This window comes from Streptomyces sp. CA2R106, from assembly GCF_037034245.1.
Classification (GTDB): Bacteria; Actinomycetota; Actinomycetes; order Streptomycetales; family Streptomycetaceae; genus Actinacidiphila.
The window spans coordinates 52,845-70,224 of sequence record NZ_JBAGKC010000023.1; the positions used below are offsets into that span (position 1 = coordinate 52,845).

General features: G+C 75.1%; 19 protein-coding genes. 12 read left to right on the top strand and 7 right to left on the bottom strand.

Going from position 1 to position 17,380, the window contains the following annotated elements; genetic code table 11:
- Nucleotides 1–158 precede the first annotated feature (158 nt).
- On the top strand, nt 159–866 hold the full coding sequence (locus WA788_RS26355; RefSeq protein WP_335981253.1) for an RsiG family protein: 708 nt from the start codon (nt 159–161) through the stop codon (nt 864–866).
- 78 nt (nt 867–944) lie between these two features.
- Nucleotides 945–2,213, top strand: a complete 1,269-nt coding sequence (locus tag WA788_RS26360; protein WP_335981254.1) for a GNAT family N-acetyltransferase — start codon at nt 945–947, stop codon at nt 2,211–2,213.
- Between the two features lie 22 nt (nt 2,214–2,235).
- Here WA788_RS26360 and WA788_RS26365 read toward each other — a convergent pair whose 3' ends face one another.
- Nucleotides 2,236–2,442 (bottom strand): hypothetical protein, encoded by a 207-nt coding sequence (locus WA788_RS26365; protein WP_335981256.1) that lies wholly within the window; start codon nt 2,440–2,442, stop codon nt 2,236–2,238.
- A gap of 134 nt (nt 2,443–2,576) precedes the next feature.
- Between WA788_RS26365 and WA788_RS26370 the strand changes: the two genes are divergently transcribed.
- The 3 genes from WA788_RS26370 (at nt 2,577) to WA788_RS26380 (ending at nt 5,498) form a co-directional block, all read left to right on the top strand.
- Nucleotides 2,577–3,488 (top strand): GntR family transcriptional regulator, encoded by a 912-nt coding sequence (locus WA788_RS26370; protein WP_335981259.1) that lies wholly within the window; start codon nt 2,577–2,579, stop codon nt 3,486–3,488.
- A 73-nt stretch (nt 3,489–3,561) separates the two neighbouring features.
- Nucleotides 3,562–4,731, top strand: a complete 1,170-nt coding sequence (locus WA788_RS26375; protein WP_335981260.1) for a phosphotransferase — start codon at nt 3,562–3,564, stop codon at nt 4,729–4,731.
- A gap of 47 nt (nt 4,732–4,778) precedes the next feature.
- Nucleotides 4,779–5,498 (top strand): HAD family hydrolase, encoded by a 720-nt coding sequence (locus tag WA788_RS26380; protein WP_335981262.1) that lies wholly within the window; start codon nt 4,779–4,781, stop codon nt 5,496–5,498.
- Between the two features lie 20 nt (nt 5,499–5,518).
- Here WA788_RS26380 and WA788_RS26385 read toward each other — a convergent pair whose 3' ends face one another.
- Nucleotides 5,519–5,926: a GNAT family N-acetyltransferase gene (locus tag WA788_RS26385; protein ID WP_335981265.1), complete on the bottom strand. Its 408-nt coding sequence runs from the start codon at nt 5,924–5,926 to the stop codon at nt 5,519–5,521.
- Between the two features lie 84 nt (nt 5,927–6,010).
- On the opposite strand from WA788_RS26385, the gene WA788_RS26390 reads away from it, so the two are divergent.
- Together WA788_RS26390 and WA788_RS26395 are read left to right on the top strand one after the other, a co-directional pair.
- On the top strand, nt 6,011–6,934 hold the full coding sequence (locus WA788_RS26390; RefSeq protein ID WP_335981267.1) for a dihydrodipicolinate synthase family protein: 924 nt from the start codon (nt 6,011–6,013) through the stop codon (nt 6,932–6,934).
- Nucleotides 6,935–7,018: 84 nt separating this feature from the next.
- Nucleotides 7,019–8,068, top strand: a complete 1,050-nt coding sequence (locus WA788_RS26395; RefSeq protein WP_335981269.1) for an aspartate-semialdehyde dehydrogenase — start codon at nt 7,019–7,021, stop codon at nt 8,066–8,068.
- 41 nt (nt 8,069–8,109) lie between these two features.
- On the opposite strand, the gene WA788_RS26400 is transcribed toward WA788_RS26395, so the two are convergent.
- The 3 genes from WA788_RS26400 to WA788_RS26410 form a co-directional block, all read right to left on the bottom strand.
- Complete coding sequence (locus tag WA788_RS26400; protein ID WP_335981271.1) at nt 8,110–9,483, bottom strand: M14 family zinc carboxypeptidase; 1,374 nt, start codon at nt 9,481–9,483, stop codon at nt 8,110–8,112.
- 265 nt (nt 9,484–9,748) lie between these two features.
- Entirely contained in the window at nt 9,749–10,981 is a 1,233-nt protein-coding gene (locus tag WA788_RS26405; protein ID WP_335981274.1) for a M14 family zinc carboxypeptidase, read from the bottom strand.
- Nucleotides 10,982–11,257: 276 nt separating this feature from the next.
- Nucleotides 11,258–12,436 (bottom strand): hypothetical protein, encoded by a 1,179-nt coding sequence (locus tag WA788_RS26410; RefSeq protein WP_335981276.1) that lies wholly within the window; start codon nt 12,434–12,436, stop codon nt 11,258–11,260.
- Between the two features lie 340 nt (nt 12,437–12,776).
- Between WA788_RS26410 and WA788_RS26415 the strand changes: the two genes are divergently transcribed.
- Nucleotides 12,777–13,355, top strand: a complete 579-nt coding sequence (locus WA788_RS26415) for a carboxymuconolactone decarboxylase family protein (RefSeq protein WP_335981278.1) — start codon at nt 12,777–12,779, stop codon at nt 13,353–13,355.
- Nucleotides 13,352–14,254 (top strand): RNA polymerase sigma-70 factor, encoded by a 903-nt coding sequence (locus WA788_RS26420; protein WP_335981403.1) that lies wholly within the window; start codon nt 13,352–13,354, stop codon nt 14,252–14,254. Before WA788_RS26415 ends, WA788_RS26420 begins: the two co-directional genes overlap by 4 nt.
- Before the next feature lie 31 nt (nt 14,255–14,285).
- Here WA788_RS26420 and WA788_RS26425 read toward each other — a convergent pair whose 3' ends face one another.
- Entirely contained in the window at nt 14,286–15,176 is an 891-nt protein-coding gene (locus tag WA788_RS26425) for an alpha/beta fold hydrolase (protein ID WP_335981280.1), read from the bottom strand.
- A 168-nt stretch (nt 15,177–15,344) separates the two neighbouring features.
- Entirely contained in the window at nt 15,345–15,491 is a 147-nt protein-coding gene (locus tag WA788_RS26430; protein WP_335981282.1) for a hypothetical protein, read from the bottom strand.
- A 260-nt stretch (nt 15,492–15,751) separates the two neighbouring features.
- Between WA788_RS26430 and WA788_RS26435 the strand changes: the two genes are divergently transcribed.
- The 3 genes from WA788_RS26435 (at nt 15,752) to WA788_RS26445 (ending at nt 17,330) form a co-directional block, all read left to right on the top strand.
- A complete protein-coding gene (locus WA788_RS26435; RefSeq protein WP_335981284.1) occupies nt 15,752–16,228 on the top strand; it encodes a helix-turn-helix domain-containing protein in 477 nt (158 codons plus the stop codon).
- 5 nt (nt 16,229–16,233) lie between these two features.
- Nucleotides 16,234–16,842: a hypothetical protein gene (locus tag WA788_RS26440; protein ID WP_335981286.1), complete on the top strand. Its 609-nt coding sequence runs from the start codon at nt 16,234–16,236 to the stop codon at nt 16,840–16,842.
- A 107-nt stretch (nt 16,843–16,949) separates the two neighbouring features.
- Nucleotides 16,950–17,330, top strand: coding sequence for a DUF2516 family protein (locus tag WA788_RS26445; RefSeq protein WP_335981406.1), 381 nt, complete (start codon nt 16,950–16,952; stop codon nt 17,328–17,330).
- Nucleotides 17,331–17,380: the final 50 nt, after the last annotated feature.

Sequence of the window (17,380 nt, forward strand, 5' to 3'; positions counted from 1 at the left end):
GGGCGTGCGGCACGCCCGGAGGGGACGACAGGGATGACCAGAACCGGCGCGGGACACACGCCCGGCACCGTGCACCCGGTGCCGCGCGCGGCGCACGGCGGCGCCGTACCGAGGGCCGCCGGTTCCCCGGCGGATCGCACAGCAGGAAGGGCCAACCCATGCTGAAGGCCGACGCCACGGGTCCGCTACGGCCGCCCGCGCCACGCGGTCCGGTCGCCGACGCGCCGGCCGGTCCCCTGGTGGACCTGGGCCCGCTGTCCGGGGGCCTTACCGGTTCACCCGCGCCGGACCTGGGCGCGCTGGACCTGGTTGCGCTGGACCTGGTCGCGCTGCGCGCCCTGCGCCGCGAGGCGCAGCGGGAGGAGGCCGACCTGTCGTACCTGCGGCGCATGCTGCACGGGCGGATCGACATCCTGCGGGCCGAACGGGCCCGGCGCGGTGGCGCGGACGCCGCCGAGGCGGTGGCCGAGGAGGCCGGAGCGCCGGGCGTGCAGGGGACGCACGGCGGCACGCAGGCCCCGGCCGGGCCGGCCGACGCACCCGTCGTGGACCGGCTCCCGGAGATCCTCACCGACGGGCCGTCGCCGGGGCGCTCCTCGGCCCGGCACGTCACGCTGGGCACCCCGCTGACCGAGCGGGTGCGGCTGCTCGCCGAGGAGATGCTCTCCGAGGTGGAGCTGTCCGACCTCGACGCCCGTACGGACGCCGAACTGGACGCGGGGATGGCCCGGTTGGCCGGTCGCGAGCAGCAGGTGTCGCGGCGGCGGCACGCGCTCCAGCAGACGGTGGACGGCTGCTCGGCGGAGATCACGCGCCGCTACCGGGCGGGCGAGGCGCGGGTGGAGGACCTGCTCGCGGAGGACTGACCGGCCCTGTCCGCCGCGGGGCCGCCCGGACCGATAACCGTGTGCGGGGCCGGGGCCCGCCCGCCTATCGTGCCGGGCATGACCGCTGAGATCCGCACTCTCGAAGAGTCCGACGTCGCCGACTGGGTGCGGGCGCAGTACACCGGCTTCCACATCGCGCCGACGGCCGACGCCGAGGAGGTCGCGGCCCGCCGCAGGATCATCGACCTGGCGCGGACCCGCGGGGCGTTCGACGGCGGCCGCTGTGTGGCGACCTTCCGCAGCATGCCCAGGGAGCTGACGGTGCCCGGCGGGGCGGCGGTGCCCGCGTCGGCGATCACCAACGTCGCGGTGACCGCCACGCACCGCCGGCGCGGGCTCGCGGCGCGGATGATGGCCGCCGACCTCGCCGACGCCAGGGAGCGCGGGGACGCGGTGTCGATCCTGATCGCAGCGGAGTACCCGATCTACGGCCGGTTCGGCTTCGGCCCGGCGACGTGGGTGGCGAACTGGGAGGTCGACGTGCCGCGGGCCGCGCTCGACCAGCGGTACGCCGGGCCGGCGGACGGCGGGCGGGTGGACATGGCGACGCTCGCCGAGTTGGGCGAGTTCGGCCCCGCGGTGCACGACCGGCTCAGGGCGCGCACCCCCGGGGCGATCGACCGGCCGCCGCTGTGGTGGCAGCGGACCACCGGCGAACTGCGGCTGCACGGCTGGAAGGAGCACTTCTGCGCGGCCTACCGCGGCCCGGACGGCCGGGTCGACGGGTTCGTGCGGTGGGACGTGCAGGACCACCCGTGGCCGGGCAAGCAGCCGCGGACGGATCTGACGGTCGTGGACCTGACGGCGGCCACCCCGGCCGCCGAGGTGGCGCTGTGGCGCTTCCTGCTGTCGATGGACTGGATCACGCGGATCACCTCCGGCTACCGCGCGCCCGACGACGTCATGCCCCTGCTGCTGGGCGACCCGCGTGCGGCCCGGGCCGAGGCGTACGCCGACTTCCTGTGGCTGCGGCTGCTGGACGTCCCGGCCGCGCTCACCGCCCGCGGCTACGCGGGCCCGGCGACCGCGCTGGTGCTGGACGTACGCGACGAGGTGCGCGGCGGTGACGGCACCGCCGCGGGGCCCGCCGCCGGGCGCTTCCTGCTGGAGACCGACGGGAAGGGGGCCGCGACCTGCACCCCCACGTCGGCGCCGGCGGACCTCGCCCTGACCGCCGCCGACCTCGCGTGCCTCTACCTCGGCGACGAGTCCGCGGTGCGGCTGGCGGTGCTCGGCCGGATCACCGAGCACCGCGAGCAGGCCGCCTCCACCGCGGACACCCTCTTCCGCACCCCGCGCCGCCCCTGGTGCCCCGACGTCTTCTGACCCGCCCGGCACCCTCCGTCCCTCACTGGGCCAGCAGCAGCGCCAGCGCGGTCAGCCCGATCGCCGTGCACGCGGTGCTCTTCGCCTTGTGCCCGACCGTCACCAGCCCCACGACCAGCATCCCCGCGGCGCCGTACCGCCACTGCACCACTTCTTCCAGCACGAACCCCCAAAGACCCCAGACCACCACGGCCCCCACCTCCCCAGCTCTGAGACGGAGTGAGGTCATTCAACTGTCCAACTTGACCATTATCGAAGGAAGTTGAGTGAGCTTTCTTGTCTTTGATGTGCCCGCGGGGGCGAGATCGGTAAACTTGGCTGAGGCAAGTGTGCGACGGGGGAGGGAAGTTGTAACGTTGGCCCGTGCCCGATGAACCGGCCTCGCCCACCAGCTCCCGGCCGCCCTACCTGCACATCGCGGATGTGCTGCGCGGCGAGATCGACGACGGCCGCTACCCGGTGGGTGAACGCATCCCGTCCCAGGCCGAGTTGGAAGAGCGGTTCGACGTCTCCCGGCCGACGGTGCAGCGGGCGCTGACCGAGCTGCGCCGGGAGGGCTACATCGACAACCAGCGCGGCCGGTCCGCCGAGGTGCTGCCCCGGCAGGCCCGCGGCCGGACCGCGGGCACCAAGGAGCCGGAGCGCGCGCTGGCCGCCCTCGCCGCGCACACGGCGGCCGCCTTCGAGCAGCAGGACGTGGTGATCGACACGTTCTCCCTCACCACGGAGACCCTCAACAGCGTGCTCTCCCAGCCGCTGCAACGGGTCATGCTGGGCCAGTTGCGGCCGTCCTCCATCACGTTGCGGGTGCTGCTGCCCAGCACCGAAGCGGTGCTGGCCTTCCCGCGGATGGTGGCCGACCCGGACGACCCGCGTCCGATGCGGCGGCTGCGGCAGCTCATCAGGAGCCATGTGGTCACGCTGCGCTCGACGTTCGACGCCCTCGCGGCGGTCGCCGAGGAGATCGGCCTCGACCTGCGGCTCGACGTGCAGTTCCGGTCGCTGCCGGCCACCCCGATGTTCAAGCTCTACCTGCTCAACCACGACACCGCGCTGCACGGCCTGTACCGGCTGGTGCCGCGGGTGGTCACCTTCGAGGACGGCAGCGGCGAGGGCGAGATCTACGACGTCCTCGGCATCAGCGCGACGCTCTTCCCGCACCGGCGCGACCCCGCCGACCCGGCGTCGCCCGAGTCCCGGTTCGTCCAGGAGACGCAGGACTGGTTCGACTCCGTGTGGACCACCATCGCCGAGCCGCTCACCGCGGAGGACTGAGCCGGTCTATCGTGGTCGCTTCCGGGCGGCCCGTTGATCCACACCCGCGGGCGTACCAGCGGCGAGGAGAAACGTGACGACGACGGCCACGGCCCCGCAGGGCGTCGCCCACCATGCCGGCGCGGTGGGGGCCGACCGGGTGGAGGGGCCCCTCAAGGGCTACCACCACCGGACCTTCGCCGTACGCCTCGACCGGAGCTCACCGCTCGCCGGGGACTTCCGCTGGCTGAAGCTGCGCGAACCGCGGCAGGACGCGCTCTGGTACGACATGCGCTGGTTCCCCTCCGAGGAGGAACTGCTGCGCCTGCTGCACGCCCGCCAGGGTCGGGGCGCCCGCTACGGCCGGACGCCGCCGCGCATCCCGCAGGTGGTCGAACAGACCGTTGACGGACAGCGGTTGGCCTTCCTGGCCTTCATCGAAGGGGTCACCCTTGACCGGGTGCGCGGCGCCCGGCCCGGCCGGGTACCCGGCCGCTACCTCGACCAGATCGAGGAGCTCTTCCACGCCCTCGCCGGAGTCGACGCCGAGGCGCTCGCCGCGCACGCCGGCCCGCAGCCCGCTGCCGCCTGCGACCGGCACGACCCGGCCGCCTACCCGGAGCACGGCGGCGCCACCGCGTTCCTGGGCGCGCTCACCCACTTCACGATGGCGCACGCCTACCGGGACCGCCAGAAGGAGATGGCGGAACTGCTCGACCTGCTCGGCGTGCCCGTCGCCGCGCTCGACGCCTTCGCGCGGCGCCGACCGCTGCTCACCGACCGTCCGCGCACCCTCCTCCACGGCGATCTGCACCGCCGGAACCTCGTCGTCGACCGGGCCGGCGACCTGTGGACCATCGACTGGGAACTCGCCCTGCTCGGCGACCCGTTGTACGACCTCGCCACCCATCTGCACCTCATGGACTACCCGGCCGACCAGGAGCAGGAGATGGTCCGGCGGTGGCAGCGCGCGGTCGGGCCGCGCCGGTCGGCGGGCACCGCGCAGGACCTGCCGCACTACCGCGCCTACAAGCTGGTCCAGTCGCTGTGCACCGACGTGCTGCGGGCCACCGCCCGGCTCGCGCGGACCCAGGAGCCGCCCGGCAGCGCGGCGGGCCGGGTGCGGCTGCGCGGCGCGGCGACCGTCGTACAGCGCGTGCTGGCGGCCGCACGCGAGCCGCTGCGACTGCCGGAAACGCCGCCAACGGAACAGGTGGAGGCGGTGTTCGCGGACTGGTGGCGCCGGAACCGGCCGCCGGACTGAACGCAACGGCTCTGGCATCGGGCCGCCCGGCCGCCGACACTCGTCAGGTGACTTCTCCGCACGACGCCCCGCGCCGCGACCGCTCCGTCCCCGAACTGCTCGCCCGTGCGCACTGCCTGCTGCTCGACTTCGACGGGCCGGTGTGCCGCCTCTTCCACACCCGCTCCGCGATGAGCATCGCCACCCTGCTGCGGGAACTGCTCGCGGCGCGCGGCGCACCCGTCGTCGACGAGGCCCTGCTGCGCAGTTCGGACCCGCACGCGATCCTGCGGGCCGCACCGAGCGCCGAGCTGGCCGCCGAACTGGAGCTCCTGCTCGCCGAGGAGGAGGAGCTGGCCGCGCTCGGCGCCGAAAGCACCCCGCATGCCGACGACTTCATCCAGGCGGTCGCCGACAGCGGCCGGTCGCTCGCGATGACCACCAACAACGCGCCCGGTGCGGTGCGCGCCTACCTCAAGGAGCACCGCCTCGACGGCTGCTTCGGCGACGCGGTGTTCGGACGGGACCCGGTCCGCCCGGAGCTGATGAAGCCGGACCCGCACTGCCTGCGGGCGGCGTGCGCTGCACTCGCGGTGCGCCCGCAGGACTGCCTCATGATCGGGGACTCCGCGGCCGACGCCCGGGCCGCCGCTGCCGCCGGGGTGCCCTTCCTCGGATACGCCCGGGTCGGCGAGGACGGGCGGCGGCTCGGCGCGGGGTACCGGGGCCCGCTCGTGCACGGAATGGAGCGGCTGGAGGAGGCCGCCAGGGCGCTGCCGCGGCGCTGAGCGGGCCCGGGGCGGGTGGGTCAGTGGCCCAGGGACATCCAGCGGGTGGGGTCGGCGAGGGGTTCGAAGCCGACCTTGGCGTAGACGCCGTGGGCGTCGGCGGTGGCCAGGAGGATGCGGCGTATGCCGAGGGGCGCGAGGTGGTCGCGGACGGCGGCGACGAGGGAGGTGCCGAGGCCGTTGCCGCGGGCGGCGGGGTCGACGTAGACGTCGCAGAGCCAGGCGAAGGTCGTGAGGTCGGTCACGACCCGGGCGTAGGCGTGCTGTTCGCCGGTGTCCTCGCGGTACGCCCCGAAGTTGAGCGAGTGGGCTATCGCGGCCCGCTGCTTGTCGAGGGAACGCCCCTTCGCCCAGTACGAGTCGGCGGACAGCCACTGGTGGACGCGGGCGACGTCGAGGCGCGCGGGATCGGCGGAGATCTCATACATGCGACGCAGCGTAGAGCTGCTTAAGAGTTCCGTGCACGACATTTAACTGGACCTTCCGCTTCCCGGCGGCGCACACTCGCAGGCATGATCCACGTACCGCTGATCACGCCGTTCGGGCCGGACGGGCGGGTCGACCTCGCCGCGCTGGAGCGCCTCGGGCACGAGGTGCTGGACGAGGGCGCCGGCGGGCTGGTGGCGCTGGGCACCACCGCGGAGGCGGCCGCGCTGGAGCCGGACGAGCGGGCCGCAGTCACCGCCGTGGTCGGCCGGGTCTGCCGCGCGCACGGCGCCCGCTGGACCGTGGGGGTGGGCGGCGCCGGCTCCACCCGGCGCGCCGCGCGTGAGGCCGCGGCCCTCGCCGCCCTGCCGGAGCCGCCGGACGCGGTGCTGGCCACGGTCCCGTCGTTCACCCGGCCGGGCGAAGCGGGGGTGCTCGCCCACTTCCGCGAGGTGGCCGCCGCGAGCCCGTTGCCGGTGCTGGTCTACCACGTGCCCCACCGCACCGGGCAGCCCCTGTCCGCCGCCGCGCTGGCCGCCCTCGCGGGCGTCCCCGGGGTGGCGGGCGTGAAGTACGCGACGGGGGACGTCACCGCGGAGACCGTCGCGCTCCTGGCGGCGGCGCCCCCGGACTTCGAGGTGCTGGCCGGGGACGACGCTTTGGCCCCCGCGCTGCTGGCGCTCGGCGCGCACGGCGCGGTACTGGCCTCGGCCCACCTGGCGACGGGGGAGTGGGCGGCCCTCGCCGCGGCGGGCGGCGCCGGTACGTACGCGCGCGGGCGCCGGCTGTCCGCCCTGGCCGCCGCCGTCTTCAGCGAGCCGAACCCGGCCGTCGTGAAGGCGGTCCTGCACGCCCAGGGCCGCATCCCGACCCCGGACGTCCGGCTCCCGCTGCTCCCGGCGGGCCCGACCGCGACGGCCGCCGCGCTCGCGGCCCTCGCCGCCGCGGCGGACGCCGACCCGCGACCCGCGGCCGCGGGCCCACCCGCCCCCGGCCGTCTCGCCCGCTGAAATCCCCGGGCGCCCCGCTCCCGGCCCGGGGATACTCGAAACGGACGGGCACCCCCAGACAGGCATGATCGGAGAGATACCGCAATGAGGATCGGAATCGTCGGAGCCACCGGACAGGTCGGCGGGGTCGTCCGCAAGGTGCTGGCCGAGCGGAAGTTCCCGGTGACGCAGCTGCGCCTGTTCGCGTCGGCGCGCTCCGCGGGCCGCGCCCTGCCCTGGGAGGGCGGCGCGGACGGCGCGACCGTCACCGTCGAGGACGCCGCGACCGCCGACTACACCGGCCTGGACATCGTGATCTTCTCCGCCGGGGGCGGCACCTCCCGCGCGCTCGCCGAGAAGGTCGCCGCCCAGGGCGCCGTCGTGATCGACAACTCCTCCGCGTGGCGCCGCGACCCCGACGTCCCGCTGGTCGTCTCCGAGGTCAACCCGCACGCGCTCGCCGACCGACCCAAGGGCATCGTCGCCAACCCCAACTGCACCACCATGGCCGCCATGCCGGTCCTGCGCCCGCTGCACGACGAGGCCGGGCTCGTCTCGCTGGTCGTGGCCACCTACCAGGCCGTCTCCGGCTCCGGCCTGGCGGGCGTCGCCGAGCTCCACGGCCAGGCGCAGCAGGTCACCGCGCAGGCCGACCGCCTGGCCTTCGACGGGTCGGCCGTCGCCTACCCCGACCCGGCGGTCTACCAGCGGCCCATCGCGTACAACGTGGTGCCGCTCGCGGGGAACCTCGTGGACGACGGCAGCTTCGAGACCGACGAGGAGCAGAAGCTCCGCAACGAGTCCCGCAAAATCCTGGAGATCCCCGAGCTGAAGGTGTCCGGCACCTGCGTACGGGTCCCGGTCTTCTCCGGCCACTCCCTCCAGATCAACGCCCGCTTCGCCCGCCCGCTCAGCGTGGAGCGCGCCTACGAGATCCTCGCCGCGGCGCCGGGCGTGGAGGTCTCGGAGATCCCCACCCCGCTCCAGGCCGCGGGCAAGGACCCGTCGTACGTGGGCCGCATCCGCCGCGACGAGACGGTGGACAACGGCCTGGCGCTGTTCGTGTCCAACGACAACCTTCGCAAGGGCGCCGCGCTCAACGCCGTACAGCTCGCGGAGCTGGTGGCGGCGGAGCTGGGCGCGGTCACCGTCTGACCGAGGGCGGCTCCCCCGGGGCCCCGGCCTTCGCGGTCCCGTCACTCCCCGGCGACGGCCAGTCGGAAGGCCGCCAGCACCGCCGCGGCCTGGAGCCGTACCTGCTGCTCGACTGGCACCCACACCGGGTCGTGGCCGGCGGCCAGCGCGTCGGCCCACCGGGTGAACTGCTGCCCGGCCGCGGCCCTGACCTCGGCGGCGGCCGGGCCCGGGCAGCCGTCGAGCAGCCGCAGCAGCGTGCCCGCGGCCCGCAGCGGAATCCGGCGGGCCGCGATGTCCAGGGCCGCGACATGGGCGGCGGTCAGCGGCAGCGTGCCCGGGGGCAGGGCGTCCGGCGGCAGCCGCTCCCACTCCGCGGCCACCTGCGGGCAGGCGGCGGCCAGCTTCGCGACCACCCGCAGCAGGTGGGCGCGCTCGGGGGAGGCAGCGGGCAGCACCGCCCGCGCCTCGGCGAGCAGCACCTCCACCCGGCTCGCGTGGCCGCGCAACTGGCGCCCGATCCGGGCGAGTTGGGGGGCCGGGTCCGGGCAGGGCGCCGGGTCGGCCACCGTACGGGCGGTCCACATCGGCACCTCGAACAGCGCGGTCATGCCGCCGTGGCGGTGCGGCCGCAGCCAGGTGGAGCGCGCGAGGCCGACCGCGGGGTCCGCTGCGGGGTCGGCTTCGGGGTCCGCTGCCGGGTTCTCCACGGGGTCCGCTGCCGGTTCCGCTGACGGCGGCGCCGCCGGGGCGGTCCCGCCCGGCTCGGGCAGCACATATACACCTGGACCCGACACCGTCCACCGCAGCGCGTCATAGGTGCCGGTCTGCACCGGCACGTCGTGCTCGGCCGCCGACTTGCCCAGCGCCTCGGCCAGTCCGGGGATGTCCCGGGTCAACTGCACCCAGCAGCCGCCGAGGTCATTGGCGTGCAGCGAGCACTGGAGCACCGGGCGCAGCTCGTCGATGAGGTCGATCAGCGCCTGGGACTCGGGGAGTTGGGCCTCCGGCGCCCGGATCGACGGGGCCCACTCCGGCTGCTCCTCCGGGGGCGGCCGGTAGGCGTGGCGGAAGTGGGCGGCGGGGGTGCGGCGGATCACCGGCCCGGCCTCGTGGCGCACCGCGCCGTCGGGGTCCAGACACAGCAGCAGGTGCCAGGAGACGTCCACGCCGGAGTGCAGCAGCGGATTGTGCGCGACCTGTTCGGCGAGCCTGAGCGCGGTCGCCGCGCCCACCCGCTCGTCCGAGTGCGGCCCGGCCACCACCAGGACGTTCCGCCGGCCGCGCCCCACGGTCAGGAGGTGCAGCGGGCGGCCCGCCCGCGACCTGCCGACGACCCGCAGGGTGCACAACCCCGGATGGAAGGCGGCGAAGGCCGCCGCGGTCGCCACGACTCCCGCGACACTCGGATAGGCGTCCGCCATCGCCGAAGTCACGCTCCGCCGGTCGACGTCGCCACGGGATCTCCTCGCTGTCCGAACCGCCCGCGCCGCCCCACCGGGCCGGCACCCCGACGCTGCATCCGACCTGTATACGAGCGGGCACCCGGCCGGGTACCCAAAAGGACTGGCCCGCCGCTGAGTTGACGGGGTAACCGCCGATTTGCCCGATGCCTCGCCAAGGTTGCGATCCCCCGGCCCACCTGTCAAGACCGCCGTAGCCGCCACCGGACCCCGCGCAGGCCCGCCGGCCCGGCAGCGCTCACCCGAGCGCCGCGACCGCGGCCAGCACCGTCCGCGCCTGCAACTCCATCTGCTCGGCTATCGGCACCCACGTCGCGTCCATCGCCGCGATCAGGTCCGCCGCCCCGGCGTCCAGGCGCCGCTCCAGCCGCGCCCGCAGCCGCGCGGGCCCGCTGTCGGGGTCCTCGTCCAGCCGCGCCTCGTCCAGCAGCCGCAGCAGCATCCCCGCCGCCCGCAGCGGCGCCCGGCGCGCGGCGATGTCGCACGCGGCGACATGCGCCATGGTCAGCGGCACCGGCGACTGCCGCCCGACCTCGTCGAAGTCCGCCGCGAGCGCCTCCCAGGCACTGACCGCCTGCCGCGCGGCCCGCAGCAACGGCCCCCGCGCGGCGCCCCCCAGCAGCTCCAGCGCCTGCTCGAACGCCTCCTCCCCGGTGGCCCCCTCGTTGCGCAGCCGCGCCGCCAGCACGGCGAGCGCGTACTCCGGGTCCGGGTGCGGCTCGGCGTACGCCACCCGCCGGGTCGCCCACATCGGCACCTCCACCCGCACCTCCGGCCCGCCGGGCAGCTCCCGGGCGCCCGGCCGTACGAAGACCCCCGGCCCCGCACCTTGTGCCGGCAGGGCCTCGTACGTACCGGTCTGCACCGGTACCTCGAGTTCAGCCGCGCTCTTCCCGAACGGCTCGGCCAGACCGGGCAGTTCGGCGGACAGCCGGACCCAGGCGCCGCCCACGTCGTTGCTGTGCAGCGAGCAGCGCAGCACCGGCCGCAGATCGGCGACCAGCGCGGACAGCGCCAGCGCCTCGGGGAGTCGGCCGGACGGCGCGAGCAAGGAGTCGGCCGCATAGGGGTGTTCGTCGCTCGCGGGCCGGTAGGTGTGGCGGAAGTGCACCGCGGGCGGGCGCGGACCGGCCGGTCCCGTCTCGTTCAAAAGCGCGCCGTCGGGGTCCAGGCAGAGCAGGAAGTCCCAGGTCAGCCCGGCCTCCTTGAGCCGCCGCCGGTCATGGACGGCCTGTTCGGCCAGCCACAGCACGGCGCCGCCGCCCGCCGGTTCGTCGCAGTTCGCACCGGCCACCACCAGGATGTGGCGGTCGCAGCCGCGGGGGGCACCGACGGACAGCAGCCACAGCGGCTGCCCGGACCGGGACTCGCCCGCCAGCCGCATCCGGCACAGGTCGGGGTGGCGCAGCGTCAGCAGCCGGGCCGCCGCGGCGACCCCCGCCACCGTCGGAAACGCGTCTGGCCCCCGCATGACCGCTCCTTCGCTGCCCTCGCCCGCCGTCCCGCCACACGGCCGTGCCGGCGTGTGCGCGGCGGCGCGCTGCCTGCTCTCTGCCTGCCCTCTGCTGTGCGTGCGTGCTTGTGTCTGCTGCGTCTGCTGCGCTTGCTGTGCACGGGAGTTGGCGGCGCGTTCGTCGGCAGTGGCGCGCCCCGCCCCAGCGTCGGCGGCGGCCCCGATGGTGTCAAGAGCGCCCTGTGGCCGCGGTCGTGCGCTGCCTGCGGACAACAGCCGGACCGGGCAACGGACTTACGGCCCAGGGTGCGGCTCGTCGAGGAGGAAGACGGCACCGGCCGCCTCCGCCAGCTCGGGACCGAAGAGCGCGCCGGGGGTGTGGGCGCCGGGCTTTCCCTGACCGCGGGCGAGGCGTAGGGCGACCTCGGCGGTCACCGCGGCCGTGAAGCCCATGCCGTCACCGGTACGCAGCCACCCCGTGCGGCTGCGGCCGTCGGCGTCGCGGACCAGGGCCCGCGCCCAGGAGAACTCCCGCCGCCGCTCGGCCGGTTCGGCCTGCACCCGGGCGAAGCGGCGCTTCACCGCGGCGCCGAGCGGCCGCCACGCCAGGAGCCGTGCCGCGGTCGGCAGCACCGCGCGCAGCACCCGCCCGGTCGGCATCATCCCCGACGCGGCGACGACGAACGGCGCACCGCTGGCGCGGTGGGCCGCCGCCAACTCGCCCGACGGTCCGCCCGCGCTGTGGGCCGCCGAACCGTCGGGCAGCGTGAAACGCGCGAAGTCGCCACCGAGCCGGGCGCGCACCAGCCGGCCCCGTTCGTAGCGGCGCCCGCCGACCGCGATCGCGTCCACGACGCTCGCCGCGAGGGCGGCGCCGACCGGGCCGGACCGGCCGCCGGCCGCCGGCAGCGCGTCGACCCGTACGCGGACGGGGGCGGGCCGGCCCGCGCACATCTTCAGCACCACGCTCTCGGTGGCGAGCACCCCGAACCCGGCGCCCGTCACCAGGCAGCGGCCGTCCGCTGCCGCCTCCGCGTGCAGGTCCAACAGCCCGCTCACCGCACGGAGTTCGTTGGCCAGGTCGAGGTAGTGGGTGCCGGGCGGGCAGGCCCGGGCGATCGGCACCGCGGTCTCGGTGAACGGGCCGATCGTGTTCACGACGACCGCGGGCCGCCCGGCCGCCCCGAGCGCTTCGGCGATCGCGGCGACGGTGCCAGCGGTGCCGGTAGTTCCGATGGTGCCGCTGCTGCCACTTGTGCCGCTGGTTCCCGCGGTGTCGGTGGCACCCCCGTGCCTTCCCCCGGCCCGGCCGATCACCACGGTCCGCGACATGCCGCCGACCTCGGCGGCCACCGTGTCCAGCCGCCCGGCGTCGCGCCCGACCAGGACCAGCGGCGCGCCCTCCGCCGCCAGCCTCGCGGCGATCGCGCGGCCCGTCCGGCCGGTCGCGCCCAGAACCCAGATCTCGTCCATCCCTGCCGCCCGCTCCGCTCCAGCGTGCACTGCCGCCTGCCGCCTGCCGCCTGCCGATGCCGTGCCGTACGCCTGCCGCGTCCTGCCGTACCGCCCGCCCGCGCTCCCACCTTGCGGGCGGCCGCCGCACCGGGCCAGCCGACGGCCTGCGCGCCATGCCCCCTTTTGCCGTGTCGCCGCAGCTCACAGCGGTGGTACAGCCCGAACCCGCCGCAGCGCGCCACTACGCTGAACTCATGACGGACCCGGCCCCGTACCGTCATCGCCTGTCACACCCGCGGCCCGAGCGGTGTCTTCATGCCGAACCACTCCGAACCGGCAGCCGTCCAAGGAGGACACCATGGCGCCACGCGTACCGAAGGCCGAACTCCCCGCCGAGCTGCGGGAGCAGCTGACCGCGCAGCTCGGCAGCGTGCCCGAGCCCGTCGAGGTGACCTGGCACAGCCCGCGGGTCGCCCGGGACAACCTGGAGTTCGGCGACCGGCTGGCCCGGTGGGACGCGGCCGACCCGGGCCTGAAGACCTTCGCGCACATGGCCGTCGCCGCCCAGGTCGGCTGCGGCTGGTGCCTCGACATCGGCTACTTCCAGGCCGCGCACCAGGACCTGGACCTGGCCAAGGCGAGCCAGGTGCCGCGCTGGCGCGAGGCGGACGTCTTCACCCCGCTGGAGCGCGACGTGCTGGAGTACGCCGAGGCCATGACGGCAACCCCGCCGACCGTCACCGACGAGCTGTCCGCGCGGCTGCTGGACCGGCTCGGCCCGGCCGCGATGGTCGAACTCACCGCCGCCATCGCCTTCGCCAACTTCGCCACCCGCAGCAACAACGCGCTCGGCATCCGGTCGCAGGGCTACTCCGCGGCGTGCGAAGTCCCCCTGGCCGCCCGCCCGCAGGCGCCCGCCGCCGCCCGCCCGCGGTGACCGCCGACCCGTTCGCCGACCCCTCCGCGGCCGACCCGTTCGCCGCCCACCGCGGCCTGCTGTTCACCGTCGCCTACGAGATGCTCGGGTCGGCGGCCGACGCCGAGGACGTGCTCCAGGAGTCCTGGCTGCGGTGGTCCGCCGCCGACCGCGCGCAGGTCCGCGACCCGCGCGCGTACCTCGTCCGGATCGTCACGCGGCAGGCGCTCAACCGGCTGCGCACCCTGTCCCGCCGCCGCGAGGAGTACGTGGGCGAGTGGCTGCCGGAGCCGCTGCTGACCACCCCCGACGTCGCCGACGACATCGTCCTCGCCGAGAGCGTCTCGATGGCGATGCTGACCGTGCTGGAGACCCTCGGGCCGGCCGAGCGGGCGGTGTTCGTGCTCCGCGAGGTCTTCGAGCTGCCGTACGGGGAGATCGCCGCGGCTGTCGGGAAGCCGGCGGCAACCGTCCGGCAGATCGCGCGGCGGGCCCGGGAGCACGTGGCGGCCCGCCGGCCGCGGGTCGAGGTCAGCCCGGCGGAGCAACAGGCCGTGGTGGAACGGTTCATGGCCGCGCTGGGCACCGGGCGGCTGGAGGACCTGATGGCGGTCCTCGCGCCCGACGTGGTGATGATCGCGGACGGGGGCGGGATCGCGGCGGCCGCGCTCACACCGGTCCGCGGCGCCGAACTGGTCGCCGCGCTGCTCGCCCGCGCGCACGGGGCGGCCGACGGGTTCACCGCGGCGACCGTCTGGCTCAACGGCGCGCCCGCGGGGCGGATCGACGTCGGCGGCGAGCCGGCCGCCCTGGGGCTGGCGGTGGCGGATGGACGGGTCACCAGGGTCTACGCGGTGCGCAACCCGCGGAAGTTGACCCGGCTGGACGCGCCGGCCGAGCTGAGCCGGGAGGTGGGGTAGCCGCGTGCCGTACGGACCGGGGCCGCCGTCTTCAGGGGTGCGCGGCCCCGGGGCGGGCGGCCCCGGGCCCGGGGCCCCGCCCGGCCAGGAAGTCGCCGACGGCGGCCCGGAACTCCTCGGGCCGCTCCACCCACGGCAGATGGCCCGCACCGTCGAGCAGCACCCGGTCGGCCCGGGGCAGGGCCCGCGCCAGCGAGTCGGTCGCCCAACTCGGCCGGATGTCGCGCGTGCCGTGCACGATCAGCACCGGCACATCCAACGCCGCGCAGGCCGACCGCAGTTCGGCGGTGCCCGCGCTACGGGCCGTCTCGGCGTTGAGGGCCGCGTTGCAGGCGTGGTTCACGCCGAACCAGGGCGTGGCCGACGCCTCGGCGCGCGCCACCGCGCGCTCCCGGTCGGCGTAGTCGGCCGACCACTGCAGCACGCACCACTCCCGCTCCTCGGCCGCCGTCCGCTCCCGTCCGCCCAGCTCCTCCCAACGGCCCAGGTCCGCACCGAGGTTGGCCCGCAGGTTACGCCGGTAGGCCGGCCGCCAGGTGTCCCGGTCGTCGATCCCGGTGCCGGAGACGTACACCAGCCCGCTCACCCGTTCCGGATGGGCCAGCGCGTACCTCAACGCCAGATCGGCCCCGTACGAGTGGCCCAGCAGCGCCACCCGCTCCCGCCCGAAGTGCCGCCGTACCGCGTCGAGATCGGCCACCGACCGTGCGAACGAATACGGTCCCCGCCGTTCCGACCGCCCGCACCCGCGCTGGTCCCACCGGTACACCGCCGCCCGGTCCGCCAGCAGCCCGGCCACATCACCGAGAAAGTCCCACAACCCGGGCCCGCCGTGACAGCACACCACCCCGTCCCCCACCCCGTCCCGCCTCGCCCACAACCCCACCCCGTCCTCCGCCACCACCCTCTGCTCCACACCCATCCGCCCACGGTGCCACGCCCCCCGCTTCCCCCGAAATCCCCCCCCCACACACCGCCGCAGCCACCTGCGGGCATCCCGGTCGCCGGTGATGCCGGTCCGCTGTTCGCCGGCGAGCGACAACCCTTCCGCCCCGGAAGCCGCAGGCGGCCATGGCTGACCCGCCCGACTTCAGGAGGTCAGGTCCACCACGCGGTCACGGAACTCCTGGAAGGCGCGCCAGCCCGAAGTGCCCTCCTGGGTGATCAGGTCGCCCTCCGAGCAGTCCAGAACCCTGCGGTCCAGAGCAGCAGCGACGCGGAAGACCGAGACCAGCACGTCGTCGCCGGAGCCGCGGGCGGGCAGGCGTAGGAGGAGAACATCGCACTCGGCACCAGACAGCCGCCTTGATTCGGCGCCGGAAGCCGCACCGGTTGATCCACCAACAGAATGCGTCGCCCTGGTGTTTTGGCGCGGTCGGGGGCGTGGCCCGCGCACGTGCGCCGCCGCCTCCCGCGCGTGCGGGCAGTGGAGCGGTGGGGGGAACAGTTGCAAGCAGAATGCTTGCAAAAGTTAGCGGGGTGGGGCATGGTGGGGGCATGGGTGCGTTGAAGGTGGGGGAGCTGGGGGAGTTCCTGCGGGAGCAGCGGCGCGGGGCGCGGCTGAGTCTGCGGCAGCTCGCTGACGCCGCGGGGGTGTCGAACCCGTATCTGAGCCAGATCGAGCGCGGGCTGCGCAAGCCGAGCGCGGAGATCCTCCAGCAGTTGGCGAAGGCGCTGCGGATATCGGCGGAGACGCTGTACGTGCAGGCGGGCATCCTCGACGCACGGGAGCGGGACGAGCTGGAGGTACCCGCGGCGATCCTGGCCGACCCGTCGATCAACGAGCGCCAGAAGCAGGTGCTGATCCAGATCTACGAGTCCTTCCGCAAGGAGAACGCCGCGGCGCCGGAGGGGGACGACGGCGCCGGACCCGTATCGGCGGCGGACCGCGACGAAGCAGCCGCCTCGGTGGTTGCGGAGCGGGCGGCCGAGCAAGCGACGAGCAAGCGACGAAGCAAGGAAGAAGAGGGCTGAGAGCAATGACGATCACCGACGACATCGTGAAGGGCCTGCGCAACCCGACCCCGCTGTACGCCGTCGCGGGCACCGCCGACCTCGCCGCGGAGAAGCTGCGCGAGGTGCCGGGGATGCTGGAGAAGCTCCGCGAGCAGGCGCCCGGGCACTTCGAGAAGCTGCGGGCGACGGACCCGAAGGACGTGCAGCAGCGCGTCGCCGAGGGAGCCAGGGACGCCCAGAGCAAGTTCAACGAGACCTTCTCCGACCTGGACCTGAAGGACCTCAAGGAACTGCGCCCGGACTTCCGCAAGATCGGCGAGTCCGTGCAGGGCCTGGCGCTCCAGGGCGTCGGCCGCGCGGCCGAGTACGCGGTACGCACCCGCGAGACGTACGACGAGCTGGCCGAGCGTGGCAAGGACGCCGTCGCGAAGTGGCGGGGCGAGACCTCCCAGGAGGAGCCCGCCAAGGGGCAGGCCGCCGAGGAGCCCCCGTCCGCCGCGGCACCCGAGGCCAAGGCGAAGCCGCGGTCCGCCAAGGCGGGGTCGGCGTCGGACTCGGAGGCGCCCAAGCCGGCCGCTCCGAAGAAGCCCGCCGCCCAGCGCCGCACCACTCCGAAGAAGCCGACGGAGTAGCCGGGCGGAGAAGCGACGGACCGGGCACCGAAGGCGCGCCCGGTCCGTTCAGCGGGTAGGACCGGTACGGTGGCAATGACCCGACAGTGACTGAGGCGGTGGACGACATACTGATCACAGCGTTCTTCTCGGTGTTCGGCCTGATCTCGTTGGCGCTCTTCCTCTTCGCGCTCTTCGCGTTCGTCGACGCGGCGATCCGCCGTGAGGACGCCTACCGAGCGGCGGACAAGAACACCAAGGCGTTCTGGCTGATCATCCTCGGCATCGCGGCCGCGGTGATGAAGCTGTTCAGCATCATGTCGTTCCTGCCGGTCATCGGCCTGATCGCCGTGATCGTGTACATGGTGGACGTCCGCCCGGCGGTCCGTGCCGTCAGCGGCCGCGGGCGCGGTGCGGGCGGCATCGGCGGACGCTTCGGGCGCCGCGGCGGCGGCAGCAGGGGCAGCAGCAGCGACGGTCCGTACGGCCCGTACAACGGCCGCCGCTGAGGCGAGCGCCCACCGCTCGCACTGGAGAAGCCCTACCGGCTCCCTATGCC